Genomic DNA, 14,694 nt, shown 5'->3' with positions numbered 1-14,694 from the left:
GCTAAGACTTCGGCTCTTCGATCGTGAGAATTTGATCTGCAGGGATATTGGTGAGGCGTTGCACGGCGCGGCTGGGCCAGGTGATCTGAATTTCTTTGACGGCGGTGCTGGAGCCCAGGCCAAAGTGAACGCGCGGGTCGCTCGAACACGCGTAGCCGACGGCGGTCGTGGCCTCGTTCCATTGCGAGCGGCCATCGGGAGTAGTGATCTTGATTTGCGCACCAAGGCCCATGCGGTTGCTACGCGTGCCGACAAGATGCAGGAGAAGCCAGTGCTGACCGGCGGCGCCAATATTGCGGAAAAGTTTGATGGGCTCGTTGAGACTACTAACAACGACATCGATGTGACCGGTATTGAAGATGTCACCGAAGGCTGCGCCGCGATGTGCACCGGGGATCTGGAAGCTGGATCCGGCGCTGGAACTGACGTCCTGGAACTTGCCGTTGCCGAGATTACGGAAGACGGAGTTGGGCTCAGGGTAGGCCTCAGCGGGGATGGCCTGCTGGATGTTGTCCATCACATTGGCACGCGCGACGAAGAGGTCTTTCCATCCGTCGTTGTCGAAGTCGTAAACTCCGTTGCTCCAGCCAGTCATGCGGTTGGTGAGTTGACCAAGGCCGCTGGTGTTGTTGGCGTCAATGAAGATGCCGCCGCCCTGGTTGATGTAGAGCGGGAAACCTTCGTGCTCGACTGCGTCATGCCAGATGTCGGGCAGCCCGTCGTTGTTGATGTCGCGGAAGTCGGAGCCCATGCCGGAGAGAGCATCGCCGTCGGGCGAATAAGCAACACCTGCAGCGACGGCGATCTCTTCGAACTTCTTTCCGCCAATGTTGCGGAAGAGGAAGTTGGGCATGGTGTCGTTGGTGACAAAGGCATCGAGAAAGCCGTCGCCGTCGAAATCTGCAAACGAGACGCCCATGCCCTTGCCATAGAAGGCGTCGATGCCGGTTTCATGCGAGACGTCAGTGAACGTGCCATCGCCGTTGTTGCGATAGAGAGTGTTATGCAGGGGCAGGTAGAGATTGGGATGACAATAGGCGCGCAGGCCTTCTTTGAGCGCGCAGTAGGGATCCTTGTTGACCTCCCAATGGCAATAGTTGACAACGAAAAGATCGAGCAGGCCGTCGTTGTTGTAGTCGAACCAACCCGCGCCGACAGACCACATCTTCTTTCCATGGGCGTGTGCGCCTGCGACACCTGCTTTAGCGGTGACATCAGTGAACGTACCGTTCCCATTATTGCGGAAGAGTTGGTTGCCGGTGACGTTGGCTACGAAGATGTCGGCGTTGCCATCGTTGTTGAAGTCGCCGATGGCCACGCCCATCCCGTAGCCGGCTCCAGCAACGCCAGCCTTCTCTGTCACGTCGGTGAACGTACCGTCATGATTGTTCCGGAAGAGTCTGTTCCAGTAAGCTGGCGAGGTTTTTTCGAGAGAGGGGATTTCAGCGCCGTTGACACAATAGATGTCGAGAAAACCATCGTTATCGTAGTCGAACAAGGCTATGCCGGCGACCATCGTTTCCGGCTGGTTCTTGTTGGGTGTCGCACAATTTCGGGTGACAAAGTTGAGTCCGGACTGTTTGGCGATTTCCTCGAAACGAATACCCGCAGAGAGTGGAGTCGCGCCGGCTTGCGCGGGAAAAGGCAACATGCGACGCGGCGCAAGTGCAGATGCGGTGACGAGGCCAAGGGCTTTGAGAAAGCCGCGACGTTCAACACACGGGATTTGATTGAAGGCCATGAGAGCGTGCGGGACTGCGTGGTGACGATGAAGTCTACATGCTTGCAGCGAGCGAGCGGCAACCGGCCAACTCGATCACAGAGTCCCCACTACTGTTATAGAACGGCAGATCGCGGAAACCCAGATCGAAAGAGAGAGAACGCGCGATGAAGATTCAAACGCTGCCTGTTTTTGTTGGTTTGATGATTGCCACGATTGCATTCGCACAGTCTCCAGTGTCGGTGACGGTCGATGCCAAGTCGGCTGCGCATCCATTCCCGCATTTCTGGGAGGAGACGTTTGGATCGGGGCGCGCCATACTCGCCCTGCGCGACAACTATCGCAAAGATCTGACAGATGTGCACGATCAGGTGGGGATGCGCTATGTGCGCTTCCACGCGATTCTGCATGACGAGGTCGGCGTCTACGACGAGGATGACAAGGGCAGCCTGGTATACAACTTCACGTATGTGGATCAGATTTATGATGGGCTGCTGGAGCGAAAAGTAAGGCCGTTCGTCGAGATCAGCTTCATGCCGCGGAAGCTGGCTGCAAAGGAAGCGATTCATCCTTTCTGGTACAAGCAAAGTGTTTCGCCGCCCAAGGATTATGGCAAATGGGACGCGCTGATGCGCGCGTTCGCTGAGCATCTGGTCGAACGTTACGGCATCGACGAAGTGTCGCAATGGTACTTCGAGGTGTGGAACGAGCCCAACATCGATTTCTGGGCGGGCGACCCGAAGCAGGCCACCTATTTCGAACTTTATGATCACACAGCGCGAGCACTTAAGGCCGTGAACTCACGGATTCGCGTGGGTGGACCAGCAACAGCAGCCGCCCACTGGGTTCCGGAATTCTTAAGTCACGTCAAAGAGCAGCAAGTCCCTGTGGACTTTGTTTCCACGCATGGGTATGCCGACGATTCGGTCGAAGATATGTTCGGCTCGCATGAAGAGATTCCGATGCACGACCGTGTCTGCCGGGCAATTGCGAAAGTAGATGGTGAGATCAAGGCGTCGGCGTTTCCCTCGCTGCCGCTGATGTGGACGGAATGGAATGTGCCCTCGTACGACAAGTTGAACGCGCGCGATAACTGGTATGTGGGGCCGGCGCTGGCGCGTGATATCCGCCAGTGTGACGGGCACGTGAACATGATGTCGTACTGGACGTTCGACGACGTCTTTGAAGAAGGCGGAGTGAAGACGATGCCCTTCGACGGAGGGTTCGGCTTGATTGCTCCAGGACGAATCAAGAAACCAAGCTTCTACGATTTTGCACTTCTCCATCAACTCGGAGATATGCGGCTTGAGAATGCTGCAGACAATGTATTGGTGACGCGCCGAGAAGACGGGACGCTGGTACTGGCGGTATGGAATCTGGTGGACATGGACAAGCTGGCACAAGGATCTCCGCTGACGATTCATTTGAATTTCAAGGGAATCTCGGCGAATGCGACTGTATCGATTCAACGCGTGGATGAATTGCACGGCAATCCAATGACGCTGTACAAGTCGATGGGGAGTCCGCGTTATCCGACGCTGAAACAGGTTGCCGAGTTGAACCAGGCGTCCGCCTTGCCGGCGCCTGAGAAAGCGGAACTCAAGCGTGGCGAGCTAGATCTTGTTCTGCCTGTAAACGGAATGGCATTGATTGAAGTTGCAAGCAGGAAATGAGCGCGTGGCTGCACAGAAACTGGAGAGCAAGATGAAAAATCGAGTATCGATGGGAACGATGATGAAGAGAGTTTGCGCAACTTCAGCCGTGACGATGGCGGCATTGCTATTTTCAAGCGCAGTCGCGATGCCTGTTCTGTTTGGCCAGATGCGAAACGGCTCATCGCGCCATGCTCCTTCGAATGCGCAACTTGCTTCGCCGGCAATTGAGAAGCGCGTGGAAGTCTTGCTGAAGCAGATGACGCTCGAAGAAAAGCTGGGGCAACTGGTGCAGTACAGCGACAGTGGCTACGACGGTGAGGCGCAGACGGCGGCGGAGGCGGCGGCAGCTCCGGGCAAGAATCCAGTGGCGAAGGACAAGGTCGATGCCATGCAACTGGTGTCGACGGGGCGGCTGGGATCAATGCTAAACACGGTGGGTCAAGCGCGCACCAATGCTCTGCAGCACGCAGCGGTCGAAAAGAGCAGGCTTCATATTCCGCTAATGTTCGGGGCCGACATTATCCACGGATACAAGACGGTCTATCCGATCCCGCTGGGGCTGGCAGCGACGTTTGATCCTGGCCTGGTGACCGCGCTCGGTCACATTTCAGCAACGGAGGCAAGGACTGGCGGCGTCGACTGGTTTTATTCGCCGATGGTGGATATTTCGCGCGATCCGCGATGGGGAAGGACGCAGGAAGGTGCAGGCGAGGATGCCTACCTGGGAGCGGCAATGGCGCGCGCGTACATTCGCGGGTACCAGGGAGACGATCTTTCGCTGCCGACGAGCGTTGCGGCTTCGGTAAAACATTTTGCAGCGTACGGTGCGGCTGAGGCAGGCCGCGAGTACAACACGACAGACATGTCGGAAAGCCGTCTTCAGCAGGATTATCTGCCACCTTACAAAGCCGCAGTGGAAGCGGGCGCAGCTACCATCATGAGCGCGTTCAATCCTCTGAATGGCGTTCCAGCGTCGGCGAACCGGTATCTGTTGCAGGACGTTCTGCGCGACCGCTGGGGATTTGACGGGTTCGTGGTGAGCGACTACACGGCGGTGATGGAACTGCGGAATCACGGTATCGCACTGGATGCTGCGACTGCAGCGCGCAAAGCAATCACAGCCGGGGTGGACGTCGATATGATGTCGCATTACTACGACGCAGAACTGCCTGCACTGGTGAAGTCAGGCAAAGTCCCCATGAGCGTGATCGATGAAGCTGTACGTCGCGTACTCCGGGTAAAGTTTGCTCTGGGACTGTTTGAGCATCCTTACGCAGAGGGCCCCGAGGTGACGACTGCGGTGGCGGAACACCGGCCTCTGGTCAGGAAGGCCGCCGAAGAAGCGATTGTGCTACTCAAGAATGATTCGTCGCCAAGTGAACGGCCTCTGTTGCCGTTGTCAGAGAGCATCAAGAAGATCGCGCTCATCGGACCGCTAGCGGATAACAGCGGTGAGATGACGGGTTCGTGGGGAGGAGACCGTCGAGATCCTGATGTCGTGACGGTAAAGGATGCCTTAGAGGCACGGGCGAAGAAGAACGGCGCTACCGTGGTGTATGCGAAGGGCACCGAGATTCTGGGCGATTCCGAGACGGGGTTCGCGGAAGCCGTTGATGCTGCAAAACAGGCTGACGTTGCGGTGCTGGCGCTGGGCGAATCGAGCGAGATGAGCGGCGAAGCAGGATCACGCGCGCACTTGGATCTGCCGGGCAATCAGGAAAAGCTGCTTGAGGCCGTTGCCGCAACCGGCCGCCCGGTTGTACTGCTGGTTTTTTCGGGACGTCCGCTGGCGTTGACTTGGGCCGCACAACATGTACCCGCGCTGATGGAAACGTGGTTCCCGGGAACCGAAGCGGGCTCAGCGATTGTCGATTTGCTTTATGGGGATGTTGCGCCGAGTGGAAAACTGCCGATGAGTTTTCCGCGTGCAGTTGGACAGGAGCCGCTGTACTATAACCACTTTCCAACGGGACGACCGCCGATTGGGCTTGATCTAACAAAGGCGCCGAACTTCGATTCGCGTTTTTTCTCTCGCTACATCGATGTTCCGAATGCTGCTTTGTTTCCGTTTGGATACGGGCTTAGCTACACGCAATTTGCTTATCAAGGCGTTACGGTATCGCGGAATGCGATTCCATTTGACGAGGCCAACCATAACGATGCACGCAACCTAATGACGGTGACGGCGACGGTGCGTAATACAGGTAATCGCGAGGGAACCGAAGTGGTGCAGTGTTACGTCCGCAACCTTGGCGCAAGTCTCGAGCAGCCGGTGCGAAGCCTCGAAGGATTTGAGCGCGTAACGCTCAAGCCGGGGGAATCCAAACAGGTCTCATTCAAGCTGGGATTTCCGGAACTATCGTTCTATGACAACACCGGACGTGCGGTGATCGAGCAGACAGACTATACGGTGTGGGTGGGTGGAAGTTCTGAGGCAGCGGAGCATGCAGAGTTTCGCATCGTTCCATAGGCAGCAAACGAAGCGAGTCAAAACGAGGAGCAATTCCCACTCGATCAGGAGCGGCACCGCTCAGGATTGGAATAAATCACAAAGCGACGATCGCGAAGAAATCCGACAAGCGTCAAGCTCATTTCACGCGCTAATTTAACTGCGAGACTGGATGGAGCAGAGACGGAAGCCAGAAGCGGAACACCGGCGGCAAGAGCCTTCTGAACAATCTCGAATCCACCGCGGCCACTGACCATCATGGCGCAATCCGATAGCGGGAGAAGTCCTTTCACCAGCGACCAGCCTATGACTTTATCAACCGCGTTGTGGCGTCCGATGTCTTCTCGAATGACGAGAAGCTTTCCGGCGCTGTCGAAAAGGGCTGCCGCATGCAGTCCTCCGGTTCGTCCGAAGAGTTGTTGCTGGTCTCGCAGTAGCGCGGGAAGTGCGCAAAGCAGTTCAGGGTCAATGCGGAAGTCGGCGTTCGGATGAGTCAGACCGCGTACGCGAATCGCGGCAATAGATGCTTTTCCGCAAATACCGCAACTGGAGGCTGCAAAGAAATTGCGTTGCAGGAGTTCAGGATCGAACGAGTGGTCGCCTAGTTCAACGCTGACGATGTTGTCACGCGCCGCGTTTTTCACCGAGATTTTGCGAACTTCGACGATCTGGCCGGGCGATTCGATCAGGCCTTCGGTCCAGAAGAAGCCAGCGGCCAGTTCCTCGTCGTGCCCCGGAGTGCGCATCGTGACGGTCAGAGGTTTTCCGTCGATACGGATCTCGAGCGGCTCTTCGACCGCCAGATGGTCTTCAATTCGGCGATCGGTCCCGTTTAACCACTCGGTTACATGGGTCAGTTCGAGCGCTGGCTGGACTCTTGGCACGCATTGCTCCCTGACGTTCAGCGTAAACCGTAAACGGCAGGCGCGTCTGCTCGAGGCGAACTTAGCGAGGAGAACAACCGGCGATCGGCTGACTAGTCGATGAAATAGCCGATATCGGTCAATACACTGTCGCTCAAGTTCACGCCCAGAAGGCGAGCACCCAAGGGAGTGTAGAGATCTTTTTCAAAATTCTGTAGGACGTAAGCGGGCAGGTCCGTTTGCCGCCGGAGCAAGCGCAAAAGCGCCGCGCTATCGGTGGGGCACTCGTAGTCGCCGGGTAAGCCGCAAGCTGGGCGGATTGTCAGCGAGAGAGGAATCGTACCTGGTCCTGATTGGGGGCGATCGGCTGGTCGGGTAATAAGGTTGACTCGCATGCCGGAATGGTGACACCGGTTCCAAGAAGGCTCAACGGTACCGATGGGTTATTTGGAATCCCAATCGGGGGAAATGGCCTATTTGTTGAGATTTAGCTATTACTAAAGGCTCATGGGGTATCAGCTGCACGGTTGATTTTGCAAAATGCCAAATTCTTGACCACATCTCCGAGATTGGATTGCCACATTTACGCGTGCGTCGCGGCTGATCGTTGCATCGAAAGGCAACACCGCGGTGAGGCACTTTCCGGATAAAAAGATGCCTGTCCAAGGCAACCGCGCAAAGATGCCGCACTGTTATTTCAGCGCAAGAAATATATGGACCGAGAAAGCGAGTCTCTGTTTAGATTGCAATTGATTGGACGAGGATTTATGCGCAGTGGCTTTGGCTCAATTAAATCTCTTCTTTGCACTTTGACCTTTCTAGCCGGAATCAACGCGGTCCATAGCCAGAACACGCCGCCTCCCCATGTTGTAATTCCCAATCCGACTCCGCGACAACCCGACCTGGAAAAGGTGTACAGCGAGAACTCGGATGATCAGAAGCATAAAGCTGTTTCGATTGAAAACCAGCTTCGCGCACGAGAAATCTGGCTTGAGTCAAACCAGATACTGTTGCTGGCGCAAGAGTTGCAGCAGGAGATCGTCTCCGGAAAGAAGCCCGCCTCGCTAAGGGTGAGCGCCGCCCAAGCGGGACAAATTGAAAAGCTTGCACAAAGCGTGCAGAAGAAAATGAAGGTGCAGTAGCTTGGGTTTTGGTCAGGCAGCCATGCACTCTCAATCGTTGAAGCTTAGGGAAATCTTCATGGCATGGATTCTCGAAAATCCGCGACTTGTCCGGGTAAACCTACTGACCCTGCTGTCCATAATGATTTTCGTCGTTCCCACGGGCGCCCAGATTCAGGAAACGAAGCTGAAGCTTGCTGAGCTAAAACCGGGGCTAAGTTCAACCAATCTTGGGTCAAATCAGATCCCCACACAAGATCCAAAACCTCAAGTGTCCTTTGGAACCACGACTGAAGAAATGAGACAGGCTCAGATAGAAGACGACACTAAGAGACTTTACCAATTATCTGCCGAATTACGGGCGGAGGTGGCCAAGACGTACAAGGAGAGCCTCTCTATCCAGGTACTCAAGAAGGCGGAAGAGATCGAGAAGTTGTCGCGAAGTCTCAAGGCGCTCCTGAATCAGGAAGCGGCTGGACACTAAGATCATTCATTGAAATATTCTTGCGGTACTCAGTATCGTCAAGTGGGGCCGCTCGAAATGATTCACTTCAAATCCGTAACTCCTCTCCTCTTTGCTCTGCTCTGTCTTGCACAAGTTGCAACAGCAAATCAATCTGCGCAAGAAGGCGAGTTGAGGGAACGGCGAAGCGGCTATGCAGGTGCCGCGAGCTGTGCCTCATGCCACAAACAGACAAACCAAAACTATGAGCACACACCTCATCGTTTAACGTCTCAACTCCCGACATCAGCTTCTGTTCTCGGCTCATTCCAAAATGGCAGCAATACGCTCACAATTACGGATCCACTGCAGTCCGCCGAACCGGGACTTCAGTTCTTCTTGGAATCGAAGCCGGCTGGCTTTTTTGAGACGGCGCAAACCGGCTGGGGCTCACAGAGCTATAAGAGGACCGAACGCATTGACCTGGTGACGGGCTCCGGCGTGCGCGGTCAGACTTATCTTTTTTGGCGGGGCGACCGACTTTTCGAATTGCCCGTGAGTTATTGGAGGGACGGGCATCGGTGGATAAACAGCCCGGGCTATATCGATGGAACCGCAGATTTCTCGCGAACGGTGAATCCTGCGTGTCTTGAGTGTCACGCAACCTATATAAGAGCACTATCCGCTGACCCGAACACGAATCGTTATGACCGGAAGAGCCTTGAGCCTGGCATCTCGTGCGAAAGCTGCCACGGGCCCGGAGCTAATCATATTCGAATTGAAATGGAGAAAAAGACTAACTCAAACGACTCTTCAATCGACGGCATCTTGAATCCCGCGAAATTTTCGCGGGACAGACAGGTTGATTTGTGTGCCGAGTGCCACAACGGAATCCAGCGGGTAGGACTGAAACCGAGCTTTTCTTTTATTCCGGGCCGGCCACTTGGCGAATACTTCAAGGCGCTTCCGTCATTCGACTCCGAGCATCCGGATGTTCACGGAAATCAGGTCGGATTGCTTCAGCGGAGCAAGTGCTATCTTTCTTCAGATAAGATGAGTTGCTCGACCTGTCACGATGTTCATACCAGCGGACAATCGCTCGAGTCGTATTCACTGAAGTGCCTCAATTGCCATAATTGGCAAAACTGCGCCATCGCGAAGAAGATGGGACATCAAATTGCGAACCAATGCATCGGCTGCCATATGCCCGTCGAGGAGACTAATGTGATTGTGTCGCAGACCGCAGGCCAGGTGGTTCATGCGAAGATGCGAAACCACTGGATCAAGATTTACCCGACAGGCACAGGAGCGAAACCTGAGTAGTCGAACAAGCGTCAGGGAACTGGAGTTTCAGTAGAGCTGAGTACTTCTTCGAGAGACGGATTGCTTCGCGACGCCAGGCCTTTGGCTTTCTGGAGTTCACCATCCACCGCGCTGCGCTGATTCGTGGTCTGGTAGAGCTTGGCTAATTGGATATGCGGTTCAGGGTCTTCAGGATCGGCCTCAATTGACGTTGCGAATTCTCGAATGGCATCTGCTGCGCGTCCGCTGTTGGCATAGATGATGCCAAGGTCCCGATGAAAAAGCGCTTCGGACCGTGCGCTGGGAATGAGCGGGCTCAGCACTGCCAGAGCTTTTGCGAATTCATTCTGCCGCACCCATGAATCAGCGAGATATATCTGGGCGTTGATGAACTTTGGATTGATTTGCAACTCTGACTCAAACTGGGCGGCACTTTCACTCCATTTGCTCTCGGACCATAGGAGATAGCCTAGCCCGAAGTGAAGCTGGGGCATTCTTGGATCTTTCAAGATGGCTTCTCGGAATTCCTGCTCTGCAGCGGCTCGGTCGCCCATTTCTGCGAGTGCTTCTCCCGCGAGCATATCGGCCTCGGCAGAATCCGCATTGAGTTCCTTAATTTCCTTGTGCGTGTCGAGCAGAGATTGAAACTGCCTGCTTTGTAGACAACTACGTGCCAATGTCATGCGGAGGGTGACGTTCTGCGGATCGCGTTTAGCGGCGCGCTGTAAATATGGAATGGCAACGAGATAGTCTTTCATCCCGTAGTGCGCCATGCCGAGCAGGATGGTGAGGCGCGGATCGCCAGGATGTTTTCTGATTTCAGCCGAGAAGAATTTGATAGCGTCAGGAAACTGTGCGGCTTTGAATGATGCCAATCCCATGTTCATCTGCAGTCCCAGAAGATTGGGATTGATTGCTAACGCGCGGCGGTAAAAGTCGATGGCTGCGTCGTAATGTTCTTGCCGTGCCGCAAGCAAACCAAGATGTGCTAGCGCTTCCGCATTGCTCGGATCGGCTTTAACAATTTCGCTCCAGATATGTTCCGCATCTTCATTCTGTCCCTGTTGTTCCAGAGTCATCGCTTGCGAACGGGTAGTTGCCGGATTTTGCTGCCCCATTAAAGTAGAGTTCCCGATCACTGCGAACACAAGCGCAGAGACAAGCATAAGGGCGCAATGCCCTTTATCTCGCGTTGAGGTCACGGGAGAAATCATTCTTTAAAATTACGCGCAAAATGCGAAACGCGGCAGGTTATCCTGTCGCGTTTCGCATTTACTGGTTGGGTTTCAGTTAGAAGATGAGCTTGCCGCCGAGTTCAAGTGCGCGGGGATCATAGAACGAGGTAACCGTTCCGAAATTCGAGTTACCAAGTGTGTTGCCTATGCCGTTGGGTTCGGTGTGGTTGAAGGTGTTGAACGATTCGACGCGGAACTCGAACCTGGCCTTTTCGGTAAACGCAAACGACTTGTAGAGCGAGGTCGTAAAGTTCACGCGATTTGGTCCGGGGAGCGAGTCTTTGCCGGCGCTGCCAAAGCCCTGGTTCGGGCCGCCAGCCCAAGCCGGAATCGGGTTGCTGAAGACGGAAGTGTCAAAGGCATGTGTGATGCTTCCGCCCTTTTTGGACTTGCCCGACTGGTTAGGACGGTTGGTGTAGCCGCCGTCAAGACCAATCGTGTCGTAGCTGAGCGAAATGCGTGGAGTGGTGGGTACACCGGTCTCATCAATGACCGTACCAGCCAATTCCCAGCCACCCAGGACTGAATGGGCGATTCCCGCTTCCTTGAAGATGGGCAGCTTGTAGATGTAGTTGATGCTCAGGATGTTGCGACGATCGAAGCCTCCCGACCCCTTCATGTATTTGATGAAGAAGGGATTGTCGATGCCCGAGTCGTCGGTGCTGGTGATATCGATTTCGTGCGAGTAGGTGTAGTCGACTTCACCGCTAAGTCCCCAACGGTTCTGAACACGGAGACCGGTCTGGAAACCGTTGTAATTGCCGTTGGTGTTGTTTTCCTGCTCGGTGATACCGCCGAAACCATCGTAGGTCCGGAGTTGATCCGTGTTGGCAATAGTCATCCCACCCGGATTTGTTCCCGAATGGTTATTCGGGTCTCCTGCGTTGGCACGAACGGCGTTAGAGGTGTTGATTGGGAAGTTGTTAATGTTGCGGCGAATGTTCTGATGCCATGCCAAATTGCCAACATATTGAACAACCCAGATGACCGATGGAGCCACCTGGTTCTGAAGGCCGAGGCTGAACTGGGCGACCGCGGGAGCTTTGTAGTCCTGTGCGAGAGTCGTGCTTCCCTGCGCAAAGAAGGGGGTAGCTGCCGCCGCGCCGGTTACGTAGCTGGTGTGCGGATCGGTCAGATAGACCGTATTGGCTGATGGTGTATTCGCAAACGGCGCAGCGGTGGCGACGTCGTAGATGTCGTTCCCCTGGAGCCGTTCGTAGAAGGTTCCGAAGCCACCACGGAGAACGGTCTTGCCGTTCCCGAAGACGTCTTCAGAGAAACCAACGCGCGGTTGCAGCGTGTTGTAGTCAGTCTTGATCAAGTTTCTCGGTGTTCCACCTTGGCCCGCCAGGTGAACGCCGTTCAGATAGAAGCGGCCTCCATTGACAGTTTGGAATCCCGGACCATTCGGATCCAAGGTTCCGCTTGGGAGCCAATTTGGAGCCTGGCTGCTGAGGTAAGTCGCAGGATCGAAGTTAGCGACTTGGTTGGAGCGCTCATAAGCGAAGGGAAGCGCATCGTAGCGAAGACCGTACTGCAGGCTTAGGCGATTCGTCACCTTCCAGGTATCCATCGCGTAGACCGAGGGGGTCTCGTTGACGTAGTGGCGGATCGGAGCAGCCTGTGACTCTGAGTAGTTGGAGGACAGACCCAGCAGCATGTCCATGAACGGGTCGCCGGTGTTTGTACCAAACGTAAAGCTTCCTTCCGCGTTTAGGAATAGCTTCTGGTTCTTGGTGTAGCGGTTGTAGCTTGCGCCGAACTTCATGGCGTGCTTACCCATGGTGTACGAGACATCCACCTTTGGCTCGTAGTCTTCGGCGGCATTGTGCCAGGGAGCGGAACCCGGGTTCTCCTGAACGCCATACACCCCACCCCAGTTCATGCTGGGCGCTGACTTGGAACCGTTGTTGAAAAACTTGTTGACGGACATGCCGGATGGCAAGTTGCCCTTTGAACTGTTCACGATGTCGATGATGTTGCCGTCGTAGTTCATGCTTGCTTCAACCAGCAGATTTGGATTGATGGTTGCCGTGAGCTTGACTGCGGCGCTGTTCGAGGGGTTGTTCAGGGTGCTGGTGATCGTCGGCCAGCTACCAGTTGACCAACCGACCATCGGCGCTGGGAATGCCTGCGAAACCGAATCGTGCAGGTAGTGGGCGAGTATCTGGTACTTATCATTGACGCGGTGATCTACGCGAACCACATCGTCGCGTACATTGATAGGGAGACTCGCCTGACCCAGGAACTGATCGTTGGCCGCGTTCGGCTTGGGAACGATTCCAGAGGCGAGATATGCAAGAGCGTTGGCATCAAACAAGCCGGCCGGGATTACTCCACCGGGGAACGGCTGGCCTTGCACGCAGGTGGGGCAAGCGACAGCCAACTTGGCAGCAAACGCCGGATCACCGACCGTCGGAACATTCAAGACGATTGGCGTCTTGGCGAATCCAGGCGAAACGTACGTAAGGTTCTGCCCAGCCGTCGGGAAATCTGCCGCAGGCAGATCATTCTGCAGGTTGGGAGGATTGCCCTGAATCAGCTTGCGCCATTCTTCATTCCAGAAGAAGAATGTCTTCTTCCGATCCTTGTTGTACATGCCGGGGATGAAGAGCGGTCCGCCGATATTCGCACCGAAGATGTTGTAGTTCAGCTTAGCGCGTGCAGTCGGGGTTCCAGATGTGTTCTTGTTCTGCCAACTGTTGGCGTTGAACGCGGTGTTGCGATTGAACTCCCATGCTTCGCCGTGGTAACTCTGGCTGCCGCTTTTGAGGGAGAGGCTGATTGTGGCGCCGGAAGAAATACCGTAGTCCGGCGGATAGTTGGAGGAGAGAGTTTCAAGCTGAGCGATAGCATCCTGCGAGGGCAGAATATCGATGCCGCCGGCGCCGCCGCGATCATCGGCTTCGCCACCGTCGATCAACCATATGTTGTGGCTCTGGCGAAGACCGTTGACGCTGATGTTTGAGCTTGCACCTACCGAGGTTGGCGTGTTGTTGTCCGGCAGGGTTGAACTGACGCCGAGTCCAAGCGCCACCAGGGATGCAAAGTTGCGATTCTCAGTAGCAATTTCGGTGATCTGCTCTTCGCTGACCAGCGTACTCACCACGTTCGAGTCGGTTTGCACCGAGAGAACGTCCGATTGCACGGTTACAGTTTGATCGACACTGCCGACTGTCAGAGTTGCATCGACGCGGGTTGTCTGGGAGACGTTGACAACGATTCCCTTTTCGACGTATGCGTCAAAGCCCTTTGCCGTGGCCTTGAGATCATAGGTTCCGACGTTCAGGCCGTTGAAAGTGAAGTTGCCACTGTCATTGCTGTTGGCTTTGGATACGAAGCCCGTCTGTTGTTGCGTGAGGGTTACTTCTGCTCCTGGAACTGCTGCACCGTTCTTGTCAAGAACAGTACCGGTAATTGTTGAATTTTGCTGGCCGTGTCCAGCCAGGCAGACGAGAAGCAGAACGAGCGATAACAGACTACTTCTGTATCTCGCAAGTATCGCTAAAGTCACTTTCATGCGTCACTCTCCATTGAAGCTTGTTGTGCATTGATAGAAGCGCCATGATCCGTTGCCGACGAGGCACAGTCATTGCGCCGCGGTGTTAGTCCCGCTTTTTCTCTGCCCAGGGCGACCATAAATTAAGCCGCCAACTTGAGCGATTACTGATCCCGGGTCGCAAGTGAATCAAGGGGGAAGAAGACCAGACCCCTCGCGTTTTATGTCTAAGCAGGTGGTGAGCAAAAAATCAGTCGAGGCTGAACTGCCGGCCCCGAGAATGATGAACCCGAAGGAAATCATGAACCAACAGCCTCAGAGACCGTTCCCGGGGAAGCATCTGAGGCGAGTTGACAGACTGATAAAACGCTTTATTGATTCGGTTGTGAATAATATTGAGCCAATGAA

The 14,694-nt window shown here is 54.9% G+C and carries 9 protein-coding genes; 5 read left to right on the top strand and 4 right to left on the bottom strand.

The features are described from left to right. Position 1: 1 nt before the first annotated feature. Complete coding sequence (locus P8935_RS24400; RefSeq protein ID WP_348262918.1) at positions 2-1,741, bottom strand: CRTAC1 family protein; 1,740 nt, start codon at positions 1,739-1,741, stop codon at positions 2-4. Between the two features lie 146 nt (positions 1,742-1,887). On the opposite strand from P8935_RS24400, the gene P8935_RS24395 reads away from it, so the two are divergent. Together P8935_RS24395 and P8935_RS24390 are read left to right on the top strand one after the other, a co-directional pair. Further along, positions 1,888-3,393 carry a glycosyl hydrolase family 39 gene (locus P8935_RS24395; protein WP_348262917.1) on the top strand — a complete coding sequence of 502 codons (1,506 nt, stop codon included), beginning with the start codon at positions 1,888-1,890 and terminating at the stop codon, positions 3,391-3,393. Between the two features lie 31 nt (positions 3,394-3,424). Then, the gene (locus tag P8935_RS24390; RefSeq protein ID WP_348262916.1) at positions 3,425-5,845 is read left to right on the top strand and encodes a glycoside hydrolase family 3 N-terminal domain-containing protein; all 2,421 of its coding nucleotides are present in this window, start codon (positions 3,425-3,427) and stop codon (positions 5,843-5,845) included. A gap of 44 nt (positions 5,846-5,889) precedes the next feature. Here the strand turns inward: P8935_RS24390 and fdhD are convergent, their stop codons facing one another. Continuing rightward, positions 5,890-6,708, bottom strand: coding sequence for a formate dehydrogenase accessory sulfurtransferase FdhD (fdhD, locus tag P8935_RS24385; protein WP_348262915.1), 819 nt, complete (start codon positions 6,706-6,708; stop codon positions 5,890-5,892). A gap of 746 nt (positions 6,709-7,454) precedes the next feature. Between fdhD and P8935_RS24380 the strand changes: the two genes are divergently transcribed. The 3 genes from P8935_RS24380 to P8935_RS24370 all read left to right on the top strand — a co-directional run bounded on the left by P8935_RS24380 (position 7,455) and on the right by P8935_RS24370 (position 9,573). Then, positions 7,455-7,829, top strand: a complete 375-nt coding sequence (locus tag P8935_RS24380) for a hypothetical protein (RefSeq protein WP_348262914.1) — start codon at positions 7,455-7,457, stop codon at positions 7,827-7,829. Positions 7,830-7,887: 58 nt separating this feature from the next. Next, positions 7,888-8,292, top strand: a complete 405-nt coding sequence (locus P8935_RS24375; RefSeq protein WP_348262913.1) for a hypothetical protein — start codon at positions 7,888-7,890, stop codon at positions 8,290-8,292. Positions 8,293-9,033: 741 nt separating this feature from the next. Then, the gene (locus P8935_RS24370) at positions 9,034-9,573 is read left to right on the top strand and encodes a cytochrome c3 family protein (protein WP_348262912.1); all 540 of its coding nucleotides are present in this window, start codon (positions 9,034-9,036) and stop codon (positions 9,571-9,573) included. Positions 9,574-9,584: 11 nt separating this feature from the next. Here the strand turns inward: P8935_RS24370 and P8935_RS24365 are convergent, their stop codons facing one another. Together P8935_RS24365 and P8935_RS24360 are read right to left on the bottom strand one after the other, a co-directional pair. After that, entirely contained in the window at positions 9,585-10,670 is a 1,086-nt protein-coding gene (locus tag P8935_RS24365) for a tetratricopeptide repeat protein (protein WP_348262911.1), read from the bottom strand. A gap of 172 nt (positions 10,671-10,842) precedes the next feature. Next, positions 10,843-14,307 (bottom strand): TonB-dependent receptor, encoded by a 3,465-nt coding sequence (locus P8935_RS24360; RefSeq protein WP_348262910.1) that lies wholly within the window; start codon positions 14,305-14,307, stop codon positions 10,843-10,845. Positions 14,308-14,694 lie beyond the last annotated feature (387 nt).

It is taken from the genome of Telmatobacter sp. DSM 110680, from assembly GCF_039994875.1.
Classification (GTDB): Bacteria; Acidobacteriota; Terriglobia; order Terriglobales; family Acidobacteriaceae; genus Telmatobacter.
The sequence above is the reverse complement of the archived record's forward strand: the minus strand, read 5'-3'. Positions and strand labels throughout refer to the sequence as shown.

Bases quoted from the DNA above. Each gene is read 5' to 3' on its own strand.
- P8935_RS24395 (WP_348262917.1), top strand. From the start codon at position 1,888: ATGAAGATTCAAACGCTGCCTGTTTTTGTTGGTTTGATGATTGCCACG.
- P8935_RS24370 (WP_348262912.1), top strand. From the start codon at position 9,034: ATGGAGAAAAAGACTAACTCAAACGACTCTTCAATCGACGGCATCTTG.
- P8935_RS24380 (WP_348262914.1), top strand. From the start codon at position 7,455: ATGCGCAGTGGCTTTGGCTCAATTAAATCTCTTCTTTGCACTTTGACC.
- P8935_RS24400 (WP_348262918.1), bottom strand. From the start codon at position 1,741: ATGGCCTTCAATCAAATCCCGTGTGTTGAACGTCGCGGCTTTCTCAAA.
- P8935_RS24365 (WP_348262911.1), bottom strand. From the start codon at position 10,670: ATGGGGCAGCAAAATCCGGCAACTACCCGTTCGCAAGCGATGACTCTG.
- P8935_RS24360 (WP_348262910.1), bottom strand. From the start codon at position 14,307: ATGAAAGTGACTTTAGCGATACTTGCGAGATACAGAAGTAGTCTGTTA.
- P8935_RS24390 (WP_348262916.1), top strand. From the start codon at position 3,425: ATGAAAAATCGAGTATCGATGGGAACGATGATGAAGAGAGTTTGCGCA.
- P8935_RS24375 (WP_348262913.1), top strand. From the start codon at position 7,888: ATGGCATGGATTCTCGAAAATCCGCGACTTGTCCGGGTAAACCTACTG.